Raw genomic sequence first — 19746 nt, forward strand, 5'->3', positions numbered from 1 at the left:
GACCGGGTAGCAAAAGCAGAAGAAACTAGCGAAGAGTGTCTTGAATTTTTCAAGCTCATGGAAGCTCCAGAAGAAAACCCTCCGGATATGGGCGTTCTTAGCTTCGAGCATATGAAAACATACGACTAACAATGTCACTATGCCTGGCTTAAGCGCGGAAAACAAACTACGCGATGTTTTTAATCCCAGGATAATTACCTCGCTTGCGGACGAGATCAAGAAAGTATGGTCAGGTTTTGACCGCAAAGGGTTTCTTAACACAATTCTTCCAAAACTAGACGATCTCAGTTTTGGAAAACGTTCTATGCTTATTCGCGATGCCCTGGGAGAATTTTTGCCGAAAGAATTTCCCAAAGCGATGAATATTCTACTGAAAGCACTTCCACCGGAGTTGAGTAATATCGATCCAGGAGTCACCGTTTGGGATGCCTTTATCGTCTGGCCGCAGACCGCGTTTGTTTCAAAATATGGCAAAGACTATTTTGACCTGTCCATGCACGCTCTCTATGAAATGACGAAGCGTCTTTCCGCTGAAGGCGATCTCCGCACGTTCATTGAAATAGATTATGACCGCGCAATGAGCATGGTGCAAAAATGGTGTAACGATCCAAATCCTCATGTTAGGCGGCTTGTTTCGGAAGGAACGAGACCGCGATTACCGCTCGCCGGTCGCATTAAAAGTTTTCAAAAAGATCCGCGTCCCGTTATCAAGCTGCTTGAAAAACTTAAAGACGATGAAACGGAATATGTTCGCCGCTCCGTGGCGAACAATATCAATGATATAGCAAAAGATAATCCGGACATTGCGCTTGCGACACTCAAGACGTGGAGCAAAGACTCAAAGCCTGAAGCGCAATGGGTGGTGCGTCATGCGGCACGGACGCTCATCAAGCAGGGACACCCGGAAGCCATCGCGATGCTGGGATACTCCGTAAATCCGAAGATAACCCTGTCCGAGCTCGCGATTACTCCGAAGAAGCAAAAGCGCGGAGGAACGATAGAATTTTCGTTTTCAGTTCGCTCAAAGGCAGCGACATCACAAAAACTCGTCGTTGATTCTGTGGTCTACTACCGAAAAGCGAATGGCAAACTATCGCCCAAGGTTTTTAAATTACGTGACATGATACTTCGCCCCAAGAGCGAGGTACGGATTTCAAAGAAGCTAGTACTTAAAAACACATCGGGGAGAACTATTTACCCCGGATACCATGAAATAGAAATACAGATCAACGGTAAGCCGTACTCAAAACATTCATTCGTCGTTGACTGACGGCAGTACCTCCGCTCAATAGGGGAAGATTCATCGAGCCCAGTACGAGAGAATGACCCCGGAAATCCCATCACCACTCTGGAAAGTCGCGTGTTCGAGTCTCTCGAGCGTACTTTCTTCGCCGAGCAGGCGACCGAATGTAACCAGAGCCGTTGCTGCGAATGTCATCGGGTCCTGAGCAGACGGATTCACATGGATCTCGACCGGGGTTGACTCTGTCATCCACTCGCGATATGGTCGGCCGCGCGCGATCAACTTGGATAGAATTGAATTAACGAAGGCCTTCTTTGTCGTCAGATCCTTGTTGAGAATGACAACCACCGCCCGCAACAGCGTTTCCTGGAATCCAATTTTCTCGAGAGCTGCGGCTGCCTCTCTACGCACGTCCGAATAACTGTCCCGCAGAGCTGCAACAAGCGGCTCCGCTGATCCTTCATCGCCGATTTCGCCCAATGCCGTTACTGCTTCCCGGCGAACTCCGGTGTCGCTGTCTCGTAGCGCGCAAGCAGCAATTGCGCGTGTGTCTCAGATCTTGCCGAGCGCCTCTGCGGCGTCGCAGCGATTTCGATAATCACTGTCACGTAAGGCAGCCATTAGGGGGTCGACTGCTCGCGTGCTCATCAATTTCCCGAACTAGTTAGAGAAACAGCGGGATTAGTGAGGAAACTCGACATAACCATGGCGGTCCAGAAGCCTTTTCATTTTTCTGCGCACGTTCGCATATCGCGGATCATCCAGCACATTTTCCTGTTGAAGCGGATCTGCCAGTAAATCGTAGAGCTCAGGTTTTTGATCCACCGAAAAAATGCAACCTGCCCGTGTGCCTGTATTGGCATAAGATTCCGCATAAAGATATCGTTTGGTTCGAATCGCTGTGTAGGGTGGATTGCATCTGCTGGGCGCACCATCTCCTTTAAAAGTATCGGGCCAACCTTCCAGAAGCAGATATTTCCGCCATCGTGTAGTCGGATCTTGAATCAACGGCACCAGGGAGATTCCATTCAGACCGGCGGGAGGTTCAACGCCTGTGACTTCGTAAATTGTTGGCGCAATGTCAATATTAGAAACCAGATTGTTCGAATCCACGCGCGGCGAAGCTGGATCCACAAGCGGCGGATAGCGGATTGCAAAGGGGACATGACTCGCTTCTTCGTAAAAAAGGTCCTTGCCTGTCAATCTATGCTCACCCCAAAAGAGTCCGTTGTCTGAAAGAAAAATGATGAGCGTATCATCCAGCATTCCTGCATCGGCCAGGTAAGTCATGATATCGTCTACAGCTTCATCCACAGCAGCCAGCGATTGAAGTTCCTGCAGCCGCAGGAAATCAATTCCATTGATTTCTTCCGTAGAAAGCGGCAGAATCTGCTGCAACCAATCCGGCTTGTCAGAGATAGACGGTTCGTTAAAACTCAAGGGACGATGTTGCGCAAGGCCAGGGTAGAGTCCTGCGTGACGAGGATGAGGAGTAGCAGGCGCATGTGGAGCAGTCGTGGAAAAATAGAGCAAAAATGGTTTCTCTTCTTTTCGGGCTTTATCGAGAAATTTGATCGCATAGTTACGCAGTTTATCGGTAATATATTGATTCGTAATTTCCATGACTTTGTCATTTTTGATGATGTTATAGTTGAACCAATCCAGCAATACTCCTTTACGGAATGAAATCCAGTAATCGAATTCTTCTTTCCTCCAGTCCCCTTTCCAATCGTTCAGGTATTTTCCGATGAGGCCTGTGTAATATCCGGCGGCCCGCAATTTCTCCGGGAATTTCGGAAAGTCCTGAAAATTGGATTTCCTGAACCTGGTACCGTTTCGAACAATCCCGTGACTGCGGGCCAGAAGCCCTGTGAAAATGCTAGCGCGGCTCGGACAACAAAGAGAGGTCGTGACAAAGGCCTTATCGAAAACAATTCCCTGGCGCGCAACCCGCTCATACGTCCTGGGCATAAACGTTTCGTTAAAGGAATCGAATCTTTGATCATCGGTAATGATGATCAGAACGTTCGGCTTTCGTTCCTGGGCAAATGCCAGAAACGAATGGCTGAGCGCGAGAAATACAACAATAAAACGGACCAATATGTGCATATAACCTTTAGAGCTTAACATACGATGTTTTCATTCGGCATTCACGGATGGGATATAAAACTTAATGAGGAAACGCGACGTAGCCGTACCGATCCAGCACCTTTTTTAGACGTTTACGAACTTTGTCGTATTTAGGATTGTCGACCACGTTCTCCTGTTCGAGCGGGTCTTTGAGCAAATCATAGAGTTCCGGTTTTTGCGCGACAGCAAAAGTGCATTTTGCTTTTGTGCCGGTATTTGCGTGAGATTCGGCATAAAGGTAACGCTTTGTTCGAATTGCCGTATAAGGTGGATTGCATCTTGTGTCGGAACCATCTCCTTTGAATGTATCGGGCCATCCCTCCAGGATAAGATGGCTTCGCCATTTTGAATTCGGATCCCGCATTAAGGGGAAGAGAGAACTTCCATCGAGATTCGGGGGCGGTTGAATCCCCGCCAGTTCATAAATTGTTGGCGCGATATCAATATTTGAAACGAGGCTATTCCGATCAACCTGCGGTGAATCCGGGTCCACCAGTCCAGGATAGCGCACCGCAAACGGAACACGGCTTGCTTCTTCATAAAACAAATCTTTGCCTCGCAATCTATGTTCACCCCAGAAAACTCCATTATCCGAAAGGAAAAGGATAAATGTTTCATCCAGCATCCCGGCATCCGCAAGATGAGTCATGATGTTATCGACTGCTTCATCAACAGCGGCAAGGGTTTGAAGTTCCCTGATTCGCCGTCGATCGATGCCTTGCCTTTGCTCCTTTGTTATCTGTGCTATCTGTTGCATCCAATCCGGTTTGTCTTCGATGAAACATTCGTCAAAGCTTTTTGGCCGATGGGGCTTAACACTAGCATAGAGTCCTTCATGACGAGGATGCGGAGTTGCAGGTCCATGGGGAGCGGTGGTGGACAGATAGAGCAAAAATGGTTTATTCGCGTCCTGTGCCTCGTTGAGAAACTCGATGGCATAGTCGCGCATCTTGTCCGTCACATATTCATTCGTTACTTTTACCACAGAATCGTTTTTGATAATCTCAAAGTTGAACCAATCGCGGAGAACTCCTGAGTGAAATGAAATCCAATAATCAAATTCTTGCTTTCTCCAGGCGCCTGACCAGTTGTTCAAATACTTCCCAATCAATCCCGTATGATATCCGGCCTCGCGCATCTTCTGAGGAAATTTCGGAAATTCATTGAACGTGGATGTTTGAATTCTCGTGCCGTTCCTAACAATTCCGTGATTCCGGGCTAAAAGGCCGGTGAAAATACTTGCTCTGCTCGGGCAGCAAAGCGCTGTGCTCACAAAAGCATTTTCGAAAAGAACACCCTCCTGCGCAATTCGCCGGTAAGTCCTTGGCATGAACGTTTCATTAAACGAATCGGACCTTTGATCATCGGTAATGATGATGAGAACATTCGGTTTTTGCTCCCTAGCAAATACCACAAACGAATGGCTGAGCGCAAAAAATAGAAAAAGAAAACGAAGAGATTTGTGCATGACTCGTTCTTAAAGCTTAACATGTGGAAAGCTTTGGGGCGAATTGCCCGAATTTTACACCTCCGGGGCAAACTCGCGATATGATGAACTCTAATGAGAGATGTGCTTCAACGGATGCGCGAACTTGCGGAACGCGAGATTTCGACCGGAGAGCTACAGGCGATTAACGATATTCTCAACACTCAAAAGGTCGCCATCTTCATTGTGGCTTACAACGCGGAACGTCATCTGGAACAATTGATTGACAGAATCCCCTCAGCGCTATTTTCCCGGTTCGCTGAAATCTTTATCATCGATGACAAATCCACAGATCGAACCTACGATGTCGCGAACCGAATCAGCTCCAAATATTCTGACTCGAACATGAAGGTTTATCGCACACCTTTCAATCGTGGTTACGGCGGCAATCAGAAGCTCGGCTATCTTTACTCCATAAAGAAGAATTTTGATATTGTGGTGCTTCTCCATGGAGATGGGCAATATCCGCCGGAGTACATACCGAGAATCCTGGCGCCTTTCAAGGAAAGAGAAGTGGATGCTGTTTTTGCTTCCAGGATGTTGAATAAAAAACAGGCGCTTCAGGGTGGAATGCCTGTTTATAAATGGATAGGGAACCAGATACTAACATCCTGCGAGAACAGGATGTTGGGTCTGAGTCTTTCTGAATTTCATACAGGTTTTCGCGCTTATAAAGTATCTTCGCTGAAAAAACTTGCGTTTGAATTCAATTCCGATGGTTTTCATTTCGACACAGAGATCATTATTCAGGCGCTCGCGCATCGCTGGAAGATTTCCGAAGTCTCTATTCCGGCTCACTACGGCGATGAACAATGTCGCGTGAACGGTTTGAGTTACGCCTACAACTGTGTAAAAGCAGTTTTGAAGTATCAACTGGTACAAATGGGACTTTTTTACCAGAGAAATTTCGATTTCCGGTTATTTGAAACGGATAACTACCAGTTTAAAAAGAGTTCGAATTCGTTGCATCAATATGTTTTGAAGACACTAAAGCTGGATCCTGAGATGTCCACAATTGAGCTGGGGGCCAACCACGGGCTCTTAAGCAGGGAGATTGCGGAAAAAGTAGGAAGCCACACGGCGGTAGACCCATTCAGACCGGATCAGGCAGGAACAGCCGAAACGGTGGCAGTGGATTTAAACAAGAAATTTTCTCAGTTCTTTGAAGATCGCAAATTCGACTGTTGCATTGCGCTGGACGTGGTCGAACATCTGGACGATCCGGAGAACTTTCTCAAGCAGGTTTTTGAGATGCTGAAGGTCCGCGGAACGCTTTTTATCAGCACAGCAAACGTATGTTACTTACCGGTTCGACTTTCCCTGCTTTTTGGTCAATTTAACTATGGAAAGAGGGGCATTCTGGACATGACTCACAAGCGCTTGTTTTCTGTCGCAAGCTTCCGGAGATTGGTCGAACAATACGGTTTTCGGGCGAAGGTGATTTATGGATTTTCCCCTCCGATCGTGGATTTGATCAGCAGCAGCTGGATCATGCGCAGGATCGAATCCATTCACGCGTGGATGTCCAGGCATTTTCCGAACTTATTTGCCTACAATTTCCTGGTAATTGCAGAGCGGATCGATGGATTATCAGACATTTTTGAGCAAACGGTCCGCGATTTAAAACTGCAGGAATCCATCTCAAACAAGGATGGACGTCTTATCAATTAGACAGGAATCATCGAATGACGATCTGCAAGGACTCGCGGCCGGTCTATCCATGGATGCTGTAAACGAGGTCGATATGGATCTAATACGACACCCTGTGTATCAAACCAGAGAGCGCCCCTTTATGATCATCTGGGAAACAACGCAAGCCTGCGATCTTGCGTGCCGCCACTGCCGGGCAGAAGCGCAGTCCAACCATGATCCTCTTGCCTTGAGGACGGAGGAAGCGAAAAGACTCCTCGATCAGGTTGAAAGTTTTGGAAAACCCAGGCCTCTATTCATTTTTACCGGCGGCGATCCCTTCAAGCGGGACGATCTTTTCGAACTCGTTCGCTATGCTTCAGATTTAGGAATTCCCACAGGCGTTTCACCTTCGGGAACTCCAAAATTGACTGGGGAAAATTTACAAAGAATCAAAGACGCCGGCGCTAAGGCTATTTCCTTAAGTATCGATGGATCAGACGCAAGGCGTCACGATGACTTCCGCCGCGTGCCCGGATCTTTTTACTGGACAACAAACGGTTGGAAGATGGCAAGAGAAATGGGGTTGAAGGTTCAGGTTAATACAACCGTGAGCCGTTATAATCTGCACGATCTTCCAAACATTTTCCGGCTCGTCGCAGAAAGGGGAGCCTTGACCTGGAGCCTCTTTTTTCTCGTTCCGGTCGGTCGTGCACAACAGGACGATGAAATTACTCCGGGAGAATACGAAGCGGTCATGCACTTCTTATATGATGCCGGTAAGTATGTGAGCGCGAAACCCACGGAAGGCCATCACTTTAAAAGAGTTGTTTTGCAGCGAGCAATTCTGGAAGAAAAGGGGATTGATGCACATCAATACTTTGACCTCCATCCGGCTTATCTTGTTTTGAAGCGCGATCTCGACAGGATTGTCCAGGACCTCGCATTACTTTCGAAGGAGACCGGCATGAAAAGGACACCAATGCATATCAATGCTGGAAACGGATTTGTTTTCATTTCAGTAAGAGGTGAAGTCTTTCCCAGCGGATTTCTGCCGATCAGTGGTGGGAATGTCCGCAAGGATTCTCTGATCGATATCTATAGAAGCTCCGCTCTGTTCTGCGAACTTCGCGATATCAGCAACTTCGAGGGTCGCTGCGGCCGGTGCGAGTTTGTTTCGGTTTGTGGCGGCTCACGGTCGCGCGCGTACGCCATTTCCGGCGATCCGCTGGCGGAAGAGCCGTTTTGTACCTACCAGCCGGGAACGTTTAAGTTTCAAGACGAAGTTCGGGCTCACCTGGATGGTATGCACTAGTGTCCTGTTAACAGAAGGTTCTAGCCTTCGTCTCTTAGCTTTTTCTCTAATAACTTAGAAGCTTCGGCCCCAATTCGGTTGCAGGATTCAATGACTCCTGTTTCGTGCATCCGTTCCAGTGCAGATACATCAGCCAGCAATTCCTGCATGAAGGAGGAAAGGGCAGTTAGATTTGCGTCATCTGATATCTGTTGATCGCCCATAGATCACGAGACGAAGCAACTTGTATGCCATCCGCTCGTCTTGCTGGATTGCATGAGCCGTTGACAAAATGTCTGAAGTTTTCTGGACTAATCCTTCTTCTTGTGTTCGATTTGGAAAGCGCGGAACTCTGTTTCGGATATCAGTTTTCCTGCTTGATCCAATGCTTGCACTTGCCAGACATACCAGGTAACAGGCTTCAACCGTTTCCATTGATCCGGTTTCAACTGATAACGAGTGGTCTCCACAGGGAGAGAGGCTGAAAGTATTTCCACGCCTTTCACCAAAAACAGATCGGGATTTTGCAGGACCTTTGATCCGGCGAGCTCTTGTGTTTCCGGCAGAGGTTCCACGGATGGAGTCTTGCCTAGAATTGTATTGAAACTGGCGCGTTCGAAAATTGCGAATCGCAATAGGGTACCGGACGATTTCCCGTTCCATTCAAATGTGGATGCTTCCGTGATGCGCGCATTCCGCGCAGGCAAAGTAAGGGTTAGTTTGACATCCTCCGGATCTCCTGCCGGCGCGCGAACAAAGTAAGTAACCTGTGGCAGCTCGAAGCCTGATACGGGTTGCTCAATCCGGAACCGGAGGAAATGTCTACCGGTGACAACGGTCGGTAAAGGAGGAACGGGGGGCGAGTGAAAAAGAATCCGATCACCGTAAGTCAGGTGATACTGGACTTGCTGCAAAGTACGAAACTGCGTGCTGTTCGGTTCCTGTACCTCCCATACCGCTTTCATCAAACCGGTGCCGTTGTAACGAACTTCTGCAGAAGCACGTGCGCGCGGATCATTCTGCAGAAATGTTGCTTCACCTCTTTCGTTTTCGAAAAAGATTGTGACTGCCGCGATGGAGAAGTTCCCATACGCGCTTGTGGAAAGCCGGCAAGTCAGAGCAGACTGACCGGATGCTCCTGTACTGGTCGAACGGAAGGTGCGTCTGTAGAAAAAGGTGGGCGCATTTAACTTCAGTGCGCGATTCGATACATCCGGCGGAATCAACAAAGTTTCATTTACATTTGCAGAGCCGCCCGCAGAAACAGTGGTTGTTAAGTCAGTTGTTACCTGACCCAGAACCTGGCTTCCTAATACAAAGAGTCCTTCCTCCGAAACAACAGTCGTTGGAGCGGATTCACTGGATTGGATCGACCAGGTTATCAGCACCGCGGAGGGCTGCGTGATGACAACAGCGGCACCCGCAGGATTGTTGGAGACGCTTAATTGAGCGTGCGCCGTAGATGCAAAAATCGCAAACAGGAATAACACAGGAATCTTTTTCCACATGATTTCACCTACCTTTCAAACGGCCATCCAAGATCCAAAAGTACGAAAACTTCAAATCCCTTTTGTTTTGTGGGAAAAGGGGCATCAACAATACTCCGGTTATAAGAAGCTCGAACCGACACAGTTTGTTTTCCTTTGAGCTTCAAAAGATTGTGAACATGATACGAAAGCTGTGCCGTACCGCTGAAGTTGGAATTGATGTTTAATCGATCCGAACTGTCTGTCGAAGCGAAACTCAGCTGACTATCAAGTGTAAAACGTTCCGGTTGAAGCGGAATGGATCCCGTAAAAGAATAAGTCCACAAATCAGTATTGATCTTCGTATCGCGATTTCCCTGGCGGATAAAACTGATCGATGGACCGATGTTGTAAGACGGCGCAGGCATGAATACGGCAGCGAGCGTAATGTTTTTCGCATCAGAATCAGGTACACGATCATTCAGATCTTTGTTGATGCCATAAGTCGTGTTCAGGCTCAACGTCCATTTGGTTCGTGTCAGGTTTGCAAGAAAGGCCACAGTATCCACGATGTTACGCACGGCAAGAAAAGATACGGCTTCCCCCCCGCTTTCTTGCTCGGTTCGCGTAGCCGTTACTGAAAGTGACGGCCACTTCGGCAACCCTTCCGTTGAAAAGGGCGTGTAGTTGAGCCCGGCGCTGTATGCAAGATTGTCGACAGTCGGAATAATGGCAAGAGCTTTTACGTTATCGTGAAATTTTGAAGCTCCACCTGTGAAGGCAACCTGACCATACGTCCAGGTGGAATTTAGATTGAAACCGCGACGGTCACTCACCAAAAATGGATTGCCGAGAGTTTTGAAAAACGTGCCCAGGTCCTGAATTTCGAGTTGTGCAAGAAATTTCGAAGAACGATTCCTCCATGTTTTTGCCGTGGGATCGTAAATGAATTTCAGCTGCAGTGCGTGGTCCTGATTGCCTTCAAAATCGTCCGATGCATTGAAATCAAAATCGCTCCAACCCGCGTTTGCTTCCACGCGAAATTGATTGGCCCAGCTGCCGGTTGTAACATACACCCCCACGGCATCTCCTTTTGAGCCGCGTGTCACACCTCCAAAGTTGAATCCTTGCTCAGTTTCGTTTTCTCCGCGAAGATAATAAAAGCGCAGGTTCAAATTTTCAGGTTTTCCCGTAGGCGCGATGAAAAAAGACCCTCCATCGACTCGCTGCTCGGCGTTGGAGATTCCGAAACCATGACGAAACCCCAGAATGGCTTCGGAACGCACGGAGAATACATCGAACCCGGACGAACGAAAAGGAAGCTTTTGTTGAAAATAAATTCCACGGCGTGAAAGATTCGCTACACCAAGCAGGTCAAAATTTACAAGTACATCACCAAGGGATACAGTGCTGTTACCGTAACTTAGAGCTGCCTGGAAATTAGCGAGATCAATATCCTTTGGGGTTTCGCCGGGTGTTGGATTTTGCGCCTGGAGATTGGAGTTGAATGAGGTTTGAAATTTTCCGGTGCTTTGATTGCGGATCGCGATATTTGAGTTGAATCGATGGCGGTCGACGCTGGGTGTTTCCGTTCGCGCTTTGTATTCCAGAGTCCCGGTCGGTTCCACGGCAAATGTAAAATTTTTCGGACCTTCTTGAATTGTAAAGTTCCAGATGATTTCCTGAATCGGTTTTCCATCGGAAGTTGTGCCCGTAATCCGAATTTCATGCTGTCCGGCGGTAAACGCATTGGGTGGCTGATAAACCAATGCTCCTTCCGCCGATTGCACGAAAGCCGTAATGTCATTTCTATCCACCTCAAACAGGATCTTCTCTTTTTGAATCTGTTGACCGGCGTCATCGAACTTGATACGGATTTGCGGTGTTGTGATAGAACTAACATCTCCCGGCGATGGCTGTTGTTCAAGAATTACCGGCACAAACAAATTGGAATCCTGGCATACGGTTGTTCCCGGCACGCAAGCAACCATCACAAAAAAAAGGATAGATTTATAAAGTCTTATGGACCCCTTCACGTTATTCCTCTCCCAACTTGCCTTTCATTGAACACCTACGCGACACGGCGTATTAGATCATAAAGCAAGCTTTTTGCCATGTATTGTGACCCGGCATGTGGTCGAGGCAGGTGTTTAAAAGATTTGAATCCCGCAACCCAAATCGCTTTTTCGGCAACTTTAGTTGCTTCAGGCCGATACGAATATCGCGACGGAGTTCGCGGACACCAGATAATGCCCGGACTGGACCGGGATCTCTTTGCCGTTGTCCGCAATATCATTCGGGGAAGGAAGGGATGTGTCAACACTCTGAAGCCACTGTTTTTGCGCGGGCAAAAGGGGCAGCTCGAATTGCAAATCTTCCCAGTAGCAGTTGATCATCGCATGAAGATCAGGCGCGCCTTGAAATCCCGCAAGAGTGAACGCAATCGAGTGCGAATGAAAACCCCAATCAGGATGATTCAGTTTGATGCCGTGCCAGGTGATTTCGGGCCAACCATATTCATTCTTCTGCCCGAAAAAATAATCGAAGGAACGTAGAGCCGGATGACTCTTCCGAAAGCGAATCATTTCTTTGCAAAACCGCAACAGATCGCGCTGCTTTTCCAGCAGAGTCCAATCGAACCAGCTGATTTCGTTGTCCTGGCAGTAAGCATTATTATTACCGCGCTGGGATCTGCGAACTTCATCACCCATAAGGATCATGGGAGTTCCCTGTGATAAGAAAAGAATGGCCAGAAAATTCTTAATTTGTTTTCTCCGGAAAGCTTCCAGCTCAGGAGTTCCGGGCCCCTCAACACCATAGTTGGAACTGTAGTTTTCGTTCTGACCGTCGCGGTTCTCTTCGCCATTTTCTAAATTGTGTTTGTGATTGTAGGAGACAAGGTCGTTCAGCGTGAATCCGTCATGGCAAGTGATGTAATTGATGCTTTGATGCGGATTGCGGCCATACTGATGATAAAGATCGGGACTTCCCAGAATGCGGGAAGCGAAACTTTCTATAGTTCCATTGTCACCGCGAACGAAACGCCGAACGTCGTCGCGATATCTGCCGTTCCATTCTGCCCATCGCTCACCAGGAAAGGATCCAACCTGATATAAACCGGCAGCATCCCATGCTTCCGCTATGATTTTGGTTTTTTGCAAAACAGGATCCGACTCAATCTCCCACAATAAGGGTGGATTCTCCATAGGGCGCCCCTTTTCATCGCGCGCAAGAACAGATGCAAGATCAAAGCGAAATCCATCCACATGCATGACATTCACCCAGTAGCGCAAGCAATCGAGGATCAAACGCCGGATGACGGGATGATTACAGCTCACCGTATTTCCACAGCCGGAATAGTTGGCGTATTTTGATTTATCGTGGTTCTCCAGCAAATAGTAAGTGGAGTTCTCCAGTCCCTTTAGACTTATGGTGGGGCCGTTCTCATCACCTTCCCCTGTATGGTTGAAGACGACATCCAGAATCACTTCCAGGCCTGCCTTATGAAGCGTCTTTACCATGTCGCGAAATCCAGTGAGATATTCCATCTGTTCCCAGTCGGCAATGTAGTAACCTCGATGTGGCGCAAAGAATCCGATCGGGTTATAGCCCCAGTAATTGTTCAGCTTTTCGCCGGTTCCCGGATGGACATAGGAATTTTCGGTAGCATCAAATTGCTGAACCGGAAGTAACTCAACCGTAGTGATTCCCAATTCTTTTAAATATGGAATTTTTTCAACAACTCCGTCAAATGTTCCCGGGTATTGAACGCGCGCTGATGGATGACGTGTGAAGCCCCGCACGTGCATTTCATAGATGATGACATCGGAGAGGCTGTGGCGTGGGGATGGCACGCTCTCCCAATCGTAGAGATCCGAATTCACCGTTAGACTTTTCAGCGCAAAACCACAGTTTTCTTCCGGAGAGCATGCTTGTTCGCGAGACCAATTCTTCCCGTACACAACGCCTTTTGAATAAGGATCGATCAAAACCTTTTTGCTGTTAAAACGATGCCCTTGTGCGGGATCAAACGGGCCATAAACCCTGTAGGCGTAGATCTGACCCCCACCGATTCCTTCTACAAAGATGTGCCAGTAGTAAAACGTTTTGTTAATCTGAGGATGGAGAATAAAAACGCGATCTGGTTGGAGATCCGCAAAATGATTAAACAGAAGCAACTCAACATTGCTGGCCCGCAGCGAAAAGAGCGAGAAGTTGACACCTCCGGGAAGAACCGTTGCTCCCAGCGGGTACGGCTCGCCCCGTGATGTAGCAGGAGCCGGTTTGGACGTCATTTAAAGTGCTCCTTCCTTTGGATGTGGGAGGCATGGGTTCGAGCAATGGATGTTGTTCCGGCTAACTGCATGATGCGTATGAGCTCGGCCTGAAGCAGATCACTCGCTGAAACGTGTAATGGGTGATCGGAAGTGTCTACCTGAAGGATCTCTTCTTCTTCCAGCTCTTCCAGAGTGATTCCTCGCGACGAAGCTTCTTGCAGGATCATTTCTTTGGTTTGTTTAAGCGTTGATCGCACATCGTTGAGAATAGTGTCGAGGTCATCCGGATCGTTTCCAGTTGCCCCATGATCAGCGCGTCTCTTGGACTCCATAGAAAACAGAAGGCAACGGGAGGTCATAGCGCAACGTTCGCATCAGCGATCACAATAGTTAAAGATGCTTTCCACAAAACCGCTTTCCGTATCTAATTTTGCTGTCACTTAAGATTCCTAAATTTTCTTGAAATTCAGTCTAACGAATAACGTTATGATGGGCGATTCACACGAATTAGTTGATTCTTTAAGTCGGATTTCGATTGTATCGCCTCATGAATCCGTCTCGCCTGTTGAGCAAAGTCAGGATCAAACGTGCAAACAACGATGCCGTGGTGTTGCTGGATGCTGTTGTGCAAATGAACAAAATGTTTTCGATTCAAGGTCAAGAGTGTCCGGCCTTCTTTGCTGGCGAAATCCAAAACCTGATCATCCGGAATAGCGAGACCAGCCTTGCCTGTCTCTTGAATCGTTAGAACGTCATGGCCAAAACGCCGAAGCTCGTCAACGACAGGGTAGGGGAAATTTTCATTTGCATACAGCCGTGCCATTTCAAGCGGCCTCATTTTCCTGAATCTGCTTCTCGATTTCGTCGCGATGGGATCGGACATACGCCCACGCATTCACGAGATCCTCAGCACGCAAGGTTTGATAAACCTTTAGAATCTCGGCCTCACTCAGGCCCAGACGCCTTGCCTGTTCCAGCACCCATACAGGGATTCTCGTGCGCACGATCCGGGCTTCGCCGCCGCAAATTCCCGGAGTTGCGTCAATACCAGGGAAAGAATCGGCAAGGTCACGGACCACTGATTGGAGCAGCTTCGCCTTCTCGGCGCGGCTGAGATGAGAAAGCATTTCTTCGATCTCTTTCAATTTGCTCATAGTCTTATTTATTAAATTATAACAAAAGGAACGCACACCGACGAATCAGGTACGATGAACTACTTTATTCTTTTTGAACGGCAGGTTCCTGGAATGGAATGTAATTCTCCCAGAACCAGGGAGTGAACGTGTCACGAATACAGTAGTTAAGCAAGTCTTTAAATATCTTTTCACCGTTATCGCTGTTGGACATGACAACAAAGCCGATCTTCTTGTCAGGAAAGCAAATGGAATAGTGACCCCAGCCTTCATCGTGACCTTCTTTGAAGAATGCCCATCCGTAAGGAGACTTAAGCAGTCCCCATCCGAGTCCATAGCTCAACTGAATGCCGTCATTCTCATCCGTTTGGACCCGTGACAGAGGGCCAAACTGTTGCTTCGACCGGATTCGAATTTGAGGACTCCACATTTGATGGAAACTTTCCGCTTTAAGTCCTTTTTTCTGGAGCATGGCCTCCAGAAACAAAGAATAATCGGCGATGGTCATTTCGAGTGATCCTGCAGCATTGGCTGCCGTCCTTTTCTTTTTTGCAAGAGGCGTCCCTTCGTGATCATGTCCCTGGCAATGGTTGCTCTCAAATCGTTGTTCCCATACGTAGCTGCTGCGAAGCATACCGAACGGTTCGATAACGTTTGTGTGAACTGATTGTTGAAACTCCTGTTTCAATATCTGTTCAATGACAAATTGGAGCAGATAAAGGCCTTCACCCGAATAACTGTATTTGGTTCCCGGTTCGGATTTGATTCTTAATTGTTCATCGTCTTCAAACCATCTCCAGTTGGGAAACCCTGTAGTATGGCTCAAACACATACGGGCCGTGATCTTCCTGTGGCGATCATCGTCTTTCAAGCTCTGATAACCCTGTGAGGATTTGGCAAAGGAGTATTCGTAAAGAGGCTTGTCCAGATACTTTACAAGAGGTGTATCAAGCTGAAGGGAGCCTTTTTCGACAAGCTGCATGACGTAATAGGCAAAAACCGCCTTACTGAACGAGGCGCCATAGAAGATCGTATCTTGCGACAGCGGTTCTCCCGTTTTTGAATTCTTGTAGCCGAACATTTGCATATAGGCGACGCGATTCTCATTTAGAATGGAAAGGGCAAGTCCGGCAACTCCCGCTTTGCGCATCAATTCTTTGACATGATCGGTTAATTGGGATCCTGAAACAGACGTTCCGTCGAGTCTCTGAATTGTTTCTTCTCCCGGAGCAATGAGTGACAGCGCGAGTAACAAGATACAACACGATCGAACAGAAAATTTCATTGTGACAGTTTACGGCTAAGCTGATCACCTGACAAGCTCAGTCCGATTCTGCCAGTAGTGGTTTTGTGGACGGGTCGTCCGCACCACATTTTTAACGACTTCGCCTTATCCGCTGTATGCTTGCTCCAGGGTTTCGATGTCAGGTTTTTTCATTTGAAGCACTGCCGCCATAACTCTTTCTGATTTTGCCGTGTCGCGATCAGTCAACATCTTTTCCAGAATGGTTGGAACGATCTGCCAGGAGACACCGTACTTGTCTTTCAGCCAACCACATTCTTCTTTTTCTCCGCCTGCGGAGAGTCTCTCCCAATATTCATCTATTTCCTTCTGCGTTTCGCAATTCACCATGAAGGATATGGCCGGAGTAAAAGTAAAGGGATGCTTTCTATTGCTATCCATTGCCATGAACTCCTGTCCGGCGAGTGAAAATACGGCGTGCTGCACCGTTCCTTGCGGCTCCTCTTCTCCGGCGCCATAACGAACAATATTGTGAATACTTGAATCTTGGAACAGAGAGACATAAGAATTCATCGCTTGTTCGGCTTTTCCGTGTTGTGCTCCAACAAACATGAAAAACGGGATGATTTTTCGCGCACGATTCGAAAGAATCAATTGCCACGAAACGCCAAATTTATCCTGAAGCCATCCGAATTTTTCAGCGAACGGATATTCAGCCAGTTCCATAAGAACCGTCCCGCCGGCAGAAAGCCTGTTCCATAACTCCGTTATCTCTTGTTGACTTTCGCAGTTAACGAAGAACGAAACGGCCGGCGTGAAATTGAACATGGGGCCTCCGTTTAACGCCATGAATTCCTGTCCGGCGATTTGAAACATCACCGTCATGACCGTTCCTTTTGGAAGTCCGGAAACCTGTGCGCCTGCTTCGCCGTAACGTGACACGCTGCCAATCTTTGAGTTTTTGAAAAGGGAGGCATAAAGACTCGCCGCCTCTTCCGCCTGATTATCGAACCACAAACAGGGTGTGATTTTTTGCATTGAGTTTCTCCTATTGTTTTCCTGTCTTTTTAAGCCGGCGTTTCTCGCTTTCGGCCACCATTGCTGACAAGTCTTCGGCCGGACGAATCTCGAATGGTCCTGCCTTCAGACCCGGGTGCTTCGACATCAACTGGATTGCATGATTCAGGTCCGTGGCTTCAAGTAAAAGGATTCCGCCCAATTGCTCTTTCGTTTCTATATACGGGCCATCGGTGACGGACACCTTTCCGTTTTTCCCTCGCAAGGTGGTGGCGTTTCGAGCGCTTTGGAGCGCCTCACCACCGACAAAATGGCCGCCCTTTCGAAGCGTGTCATCGTAGGCGAAACACTCGTCCATCAGAGTGTTCTGCTCGCTTTCGGACATCGTTTCCCACTTCTTCTCGTCATAATATCCAAGGCATATGTATTTCATAAGTTAACTTCTCCAAATGTTGATTTCTATTAGGTAGTCGTTTTGCGGATCCATAAATCGACACTACTGTGCAGAGTGTTTATCGAGATTTAGCGAGGACGGCAGGACTCCCCACAAACTTGCCAAATCGAGCAACCTCTGATTTTAACGACTCTTGCTTGCGTTTGTTTATATTGATCAAGCTAATCTCGAATATTAGTTGATTCTTTTGATCATTTTGAGCAGCGGCGTTCCAAAAAGATCAGGTTGGACCTGCCTGACAAAGTGAAAACCGCTGCGTTCATATAGATGAATTGCGCCGCTCAAAAAAGGAGTCGTGCAGAGAGATAGAGCTTTAAATCCTTTTTGGACCGCGTAGGTTTCCACATGCTGCAACAGTTTTCGCGCGACTCCGAGGTTTCTGGCGGCCGGACTGACTGCCATGCTTCGAATGTAAAACGAATCTTCCATTGGTACACCTGAAACGGATCCAACGATCACCGAATCTTGAACCGCAATCCAGATCGGACCTTCGTTCAACCGCTCCCGAATTTGATCCCCTAGTGGCGTGGTGGCTTCCAATGCTGCTGGTGTGTACATCTGCCGGTATTCTTCAAATGCGTCTTTCAAAAGGAAGGCAATGGAATCCGCATCCGATAGACAGGCCGCTCGAATTTTTATGACAGGGTTAACCTTCGAAGTCGTAAGTGACATCAAGTATAGAATAAGAGCGGGATTCAGGGAGCCGCAAGAACTCCTGACAAACAGATGCTTCTGATTGCGGGAGATACAGAATCAAAGACCCCAGCTGGGCGCCTATCAATTTCTTTTCATAATTGTTTGATGTACCCGTAGCTTTTTGGAGGACTTGCCAGTTATGGTTGAATGAAGACATTTCGCTGGAGAGTGTTTTGAAAGCGAATCAAAGGGAAACTGACGAACGGTCTCTAATCGAAGCTGCGCAGAAAGATCCAGCCCGTTTTGCCGACTTATACGAGAATAATTTTGAGCGTGTGTATGCATTTGTAGTCAGTCGTGTCCGCCATCGTGAAGAAGCTGAGGACTTGACGGCGGATGTATTCCATCAGGCGCTGGCAAGCATCGGACGATTCGAATGGCGCGGCGTTCCTTTCGCAGCGTGGCTACTTCGAATCGCGGCCAACGCTGTTGCGGATCACTGGCAGCGCACTCCGCGGGAACATGGTAATCCTGTACAAAATGAACCGTACGTTAGTTGGGAAGAGGTCGAATATCGCGCAAGGTTGTTTCGGCTCGTGGATACGTTGCTCGAAGATCAGCGTGCTGTGGTGATCAAGCGGTTTGTCGAACAGAAGAGCATCAGTGAGGTTGCGCGGGAGATCCAAAAGACTGAAGGAGCTGTGAAGCAGCTTCAACTTCGCGCGCTTCGTAATTTGCGGGCGCGCATCGGAGAAACTCATGGGTAAGCGGTCCTTGGTCGATCAACTCAATCAGGCAGTGGAAGCGATGCTCGCGCGCCGCGAAGCCGTGGTTCCGCCCATCGACCCGAATCTTGAGCCGCTCCTTTCAATAGCTGCAGAATTGCGCAATCTTCCCAGTCAAAAATTCAAACAACGTCTCCGAAAGGAGCTGCAGGAAAGGAGAAATGTTATGCAGACATCGGAAAAATCTAAAACGGAAGTTTTACAGAGTGTAACCCCATACTTGTGCGTGAATGAGGCAGGCGAACTGATCGATTTTACGAAAGTAGCGTTCGGCGCCAAAGAACTGTTCCGAACGATCGGTTCGGCCGGTGGAATTCATGCGGAAGTTCGGATCGGAGATTCCAAGATCATGATTGGTGGAGGCGGAGCCTGGCGCGGAACACCGACCCCCACCGCACTTCACTTTTTTGTTGAAGACACGGACGCAATTTACCAGCGGGCGCTTGAAGCAGGCGCCACTTCCATTGCCGAGCCGTCCGATCAACCGTATGGAGAACGCGTATGTGGCGTTACAGATCCTGCGGGAAATCAGTGGTACATCGCAAGGAGTCTGGAGGGCCCGTATGTCCCCGAAGGACTTCGGAACGTCAATCTGTATTTTCATCCAATAAATGCGTCGCAGTTCATCGACTTTTTAAGCAGGGCATTTGGATCTGTCGAAGTCGCGCGTTACGCTGCGCCTGATGGTACGGTTGCGCATGCCAAGGTCAGAATCGGTGATTCAGTGATCGAAATGGGCGAAGCTCACGGGCCGTATCAGCCGATGCCCACGACCATCTATTTGTACACCGATAATGTGGATGCATCCTATGTGCGCGCGTTGCAAGCCGGAGGCGTCTCAGTAAGTGAGCCGGCCGATCAGCCTTACGGTGACCGAGTGGCCGCCGTCAGTGATCCGTTTGGCAATACCTGGTACATTGCTACGCATATCAAACTCTAATTTCGGAAATCCA

19 protein-coding genes are annotated in these 19746 nt (G+C 48.1%); 5 read left to right on the forward strand and 14 right to left on the reverse strand.

Annotated features, from left to right (window positions below):
* The first annotated feature begins 139 nt into the window (after positions 1–139).
* Complete coding sequence (locus L0156_04745; protein MCI0602301.1) at positions 140–1270, forward strand: DNA alkylation repair protein; 1131 nt, start codon at positions 140–142, stop codon at positions 1268–1270.
* 30 nt (positions 1271–1300) lie between these two features.
* Here the strand turns inward: L0156_04745 and L0156_04750 are convergent, their stop codons facing one another.
* The 3 genes from L0156_04750 to L0156_04760 form a co-directional block, all read right to left on the reverse strand.
* Positions 1301–1723, reverse strand: a complete 423-nt coding sequence (locus tag L0156_04750; GenBank protein MCI0602302.1) for a HEAT repeat domain-containing protein — start codon at positions 1721–1723, stop codon at positions 1301–1303.
* Between the two features lie 201 nt (positions 1724–1924).
* Positions 1925–3352, reverse strand: coding sequence for a sulfatase-like hydrolase/transferase (locus L0156_04755; GenBank protein ID MCI0602303.1), 1428 nt, complete (start codon positions 3350–3352; stop codon positions 1925–1927).
* Positions 3353–3413: 61 nt separating this feature from the next.
* Positions 3414–4841: a sulfatase-like hydrolase/transferase gene (locus L0156_04760; protein MCI0602304.1), complete on the reverse strand. Its 1428-nt coding sequence runs from the start codon at positions 4839–4841 to the stop codon at positions 3414–3416.
* Positions 4842–4934: 93 nt separating this feature from the next.
* On the opposite strand from L0156_04760, the gene L0156_04765 reads away from it, so the two are divergent.
* The gene (locus L0156_04765; protein ID MCI0602305.1) at positions 4935–6530 is read left to right on the forward strand and encodes a bifunctional glycosyltransferase/class I SAM-dependent methyltransferase; all 1596 of its coding nucleotides are present in this window, start codon (positions 4935–4937) and stop codon (positions 6528–6530) included.
* Complete coding sequence (locus L0156_04770) at positions 6511–7803, forward strand: TIGR04053 family radical SAM/SPASM domain-containing protein (protein ID MCI0602306.1); 1293 nt, start codon at positions 6511–6513, stop codon at positions 7801–7803. Before L0156_04765 ends, L0156_04770 begins: the two co-directional genes overlap by 20 nt.
* 20 nt (positions 7804–7823) lie before the next feature.
* Here the strand turns inward: L0156_04770 and L0156_04775 are convergent, their stop codons facing one another.
* The 11 genes from L0156_04775 to L0156_04825 all read right to left on the reverse strand — a co-directional run bounded on the left by L0156_04775 (position 7824) and on the right by L0156_04825 (position 18044).
* Positions 7824–8006 carry a hypothetical protein gene (locus L0156_04775; protein MCI0602307.1) on the reverse strand — a complete coding sequence of 61 codons (183 nt, stop codon included), beginning with the start codon at positions 8004–8006 and terminating at the stop codon, positions 7824–7826.
* Positions 8007–8093: 87 nt separating this feature from the next.
* Entirely contained in the window at positions 8094–9290 is a 1197-nt protein-coding gene (locus L0156_04780; GenBank protein ID MCI0602308.1) for a hypothetical protein, read from the reverse strand.
* An 8-nt stretch (positions 9291–9298) separates the two neighbouring features.
* On the reverse strand, positions 9299–11284 hold the full coding sequence (locus L0156_04785) for a hypothetical protein (protein MCI0602309.1): 1986 nt from the start codon (positions 11282–11284) through the stop codon (positions 9299–9301).
* 168 nt (positions 11285–11452) lie between these two features.
* Positions 11453–13543 carry a glycogen debranching protein GlgX gene (gene glgX, locus L0156_04790; protein MCI0602310.1) on the reverse strand — a complete coding sequence of 697 codons (2091 nt, stop codon included), beginning with the start codon at positions 13541–13543 and terminating at the stop codon, positions 11453–11455.
* Entirely contained in the window at positions 13540–13857 is a 318-nt protein-coding gene (locus L0156_04795; protein MCI0602311.1) for an alpha-hydroxy-acid oxidizing protein, read from the reverse strand. The genes glgX and L0156_04795 overlap by 4 nt, the downstream gene beginning before the upstream one ends.
* 152 nt (positions 13858–14009) lie before the next feature.
* Positions 14010–14348, reverse strand: a complete 339-nt coding sequence (locus tag L0156_04800; GenBank protein MCI0602312.1) for a DUF5615 family PIN-like protein — start codon at positions 14346–14348, stop codon at positions 14010–14012.
* A gap of 1 nt (position 14349) precedes the next feature.
* Positions 14350–14679 (reverse strand): DUF433 domain-containing protein, encoded by a 330-nt coding sequence (locus tag L0156_04805; protein ID MCI0602313.1) that lies wholly within the window; start codon positions 14677–14679, stop codon positions 14350–14352.
* Between the two features lie 64 nt (positions 14680–14743).
* Complete coding sequence (locus L0156_04810; GenBank protein MCI0602314.1) at positions 14744–15943, reverse strand: beta-lactamase family protein; 1200 nt, start codon at positions 15941–15943, stop codon at positions 14744–14746.
* 105 nt (positions 15944–16048) lie between these two features.
* Entirely contained in the window at positions 16049–16939 is an 891-nt protein-coding gene (locus L0156_04815; protein MCI0602315.1) for a VOC family protein, read from the reverse strand.
* 10 nt (positions 16940–16949) lie between these two features.
* Positions 16950–17351, reverse strand: coding sequence for a YciI family protein (locus L0156_04820; protein MCI0602316.1), 402 nt, complete (start codon positions 17349–17351; stop codon positions 16950–16952).
* A gap of 195 nt (positions 17352–17546) precedes the next feature.
* Positions 17547–18044 (reverse strand): GNAT family N-acetyltransferase, encoded by a 498-nt coding sequence (locus L0156_04825; GenBank protein ID MCI0602317.1) that lies wholly within the window; start codon positions 18042–18044, stop codon positions 17547–17549.
* A gap of 167 nt (positions 18045–18211) precedes the next feature.
* Between L0156_04825 and L0156_04830 the strand changes: the two genes are divergently transcribed.
* Both L0156_04830 and L0156_04835 read left to right on the forward strand, forming a co-directional pair.
* Entirely contained in the window at positions 18212–18775 is a 564-nt protein-coding gene (locus L0156_04830; GenBank protein ID MCI0602318.1) for a sigma-70 family RNA polymerase sigma factor, read from the forward strand.
* Positions 18768–19733 (forward strand): VOC family protein, encoded by a 966-nt coding sequence (locus L0156_04835; protein ID MCI0602319.1) that lies wholly within the window; start codon positions 18768–18770, stop codon positions 19731–19733. Before L0156_04830 ends, L0156_04835 begins: the two co-directional genes overlap by 8 nt.
* Positions 19734–19746 lie beyond the last annotated feature (13 nt).

This window comes from bacterium (assembly GCA_022616075.1).
In the GTDB taxonomy this organism is placed as follows: domain Bacteria; phylum Acidobacteriota; class HRBIN11; order JAKEFK01; family JAKEFK01; genus JAKEFK01.

Coding starts and splice junctions, on each gene's coding strand:
- L0156_04765 (MCI0602305.1), top strand. CDS start 4,935: ATGAGAGATGTGCTTCAACGGATGCGCGAACTTGCGGAACGCGAGATT.
- glgX (MCI0602310.1), bottom strand. CDS start 13,543: ATGACGTCCAAACCGGCTCCTGCTACATCACGGGGCGAGCCGTACCCG.
- L0156_04775 (MCI0602307.1), bottom strand. CDS start 8,006: ATGGGCGATCAACAGATATCAGATGACGCAAATCTAACTGCCCTTTCC.
- L0156_04835 (MCI0602319.1), top strand. CDS start 18,768: ATGGGTAAGCGGTCCTTGGTCGATCAACTCAATCAGGCAGTGGAAGCG.
- L0156_04815 (MCI0602315.1), bottom strand. CDS start 16,939: ATGCAAAAAATCACACCCTGTTTGTGGTTCGATAATCAGGCGGAAGAG.
- L0156_04810 (MCI0602314.1), bottom strand. CDS start 15,943: ATGAAATTTTCTGTTCGATCGTGTTGTATCTTGTTACTCGCGCTGTCA.
- L0156_04820 (MCI0602316.1), bottom strand. CDS start 17,351: ATGAAATACATATGCCTTGGATATTATGACGAGAAGAAGTGGGAAACG.
- L0156_04825 (MCI0602317.1), bottom strand. CDS start 18,044: ATGTCACTTACGACTTCGAAGGTTAACCCTGTCATAAAAATTCGAGCG.
- L0156_04805 (MCI0602313.1), bottom strand. CDS start 14,679: ATGAGCAAATTGAAAGAGATCGAAGAAATGCTTTCTCATCTCAGCCGC.
- L0156_04780 (MCI0602308.1), bottom strand. CDS start 9,290: ATGTGGAAAAAGATTCCTGTGTTATTCCTGTTTGCGATTTTTGCATCT.
- L0156_04745 (MCI0602301.1), top strand. CDS start 140: ATGCCTGGCTTAAGCGCGGAAAACAAACTACGCGATGTTTTTAATCCC.
- L0156_04755 (MCI0602303.1), bottom strand. CDS start 3,352: ATGCACATATTGGTCCGTTTTATTGTTGTATTTCTCGCGCTCAGCCAT.
- L0156_04760 (MCI0602304.1), bottom strand. CDS start 4,841: ATGCACAAATCTCTTCGTTTTCTTTTTCTATTTTTTGCGCTCAGCCAT.
- L0156_04800 (MCI0602312.1), bottom strand. CDS start 14,348: ATGGCACGGCTGTATGCAAATGAAAATTTCCCCTACCCTGTCGTTGAC.
- L0156_04770 (MCI0602306.1), top strand. CDS start 6,511: ATGGACGTCTTATCAATTAGACAGGAATCATCGAATGACGATCTGCAA.
- L0156_04795 (MCI0602311.1), bottom strand. CDS start 13,857: ATGGAGTCCAAGAGACGCGCTGATCATGGGGCAACTGGAAACGATCCG.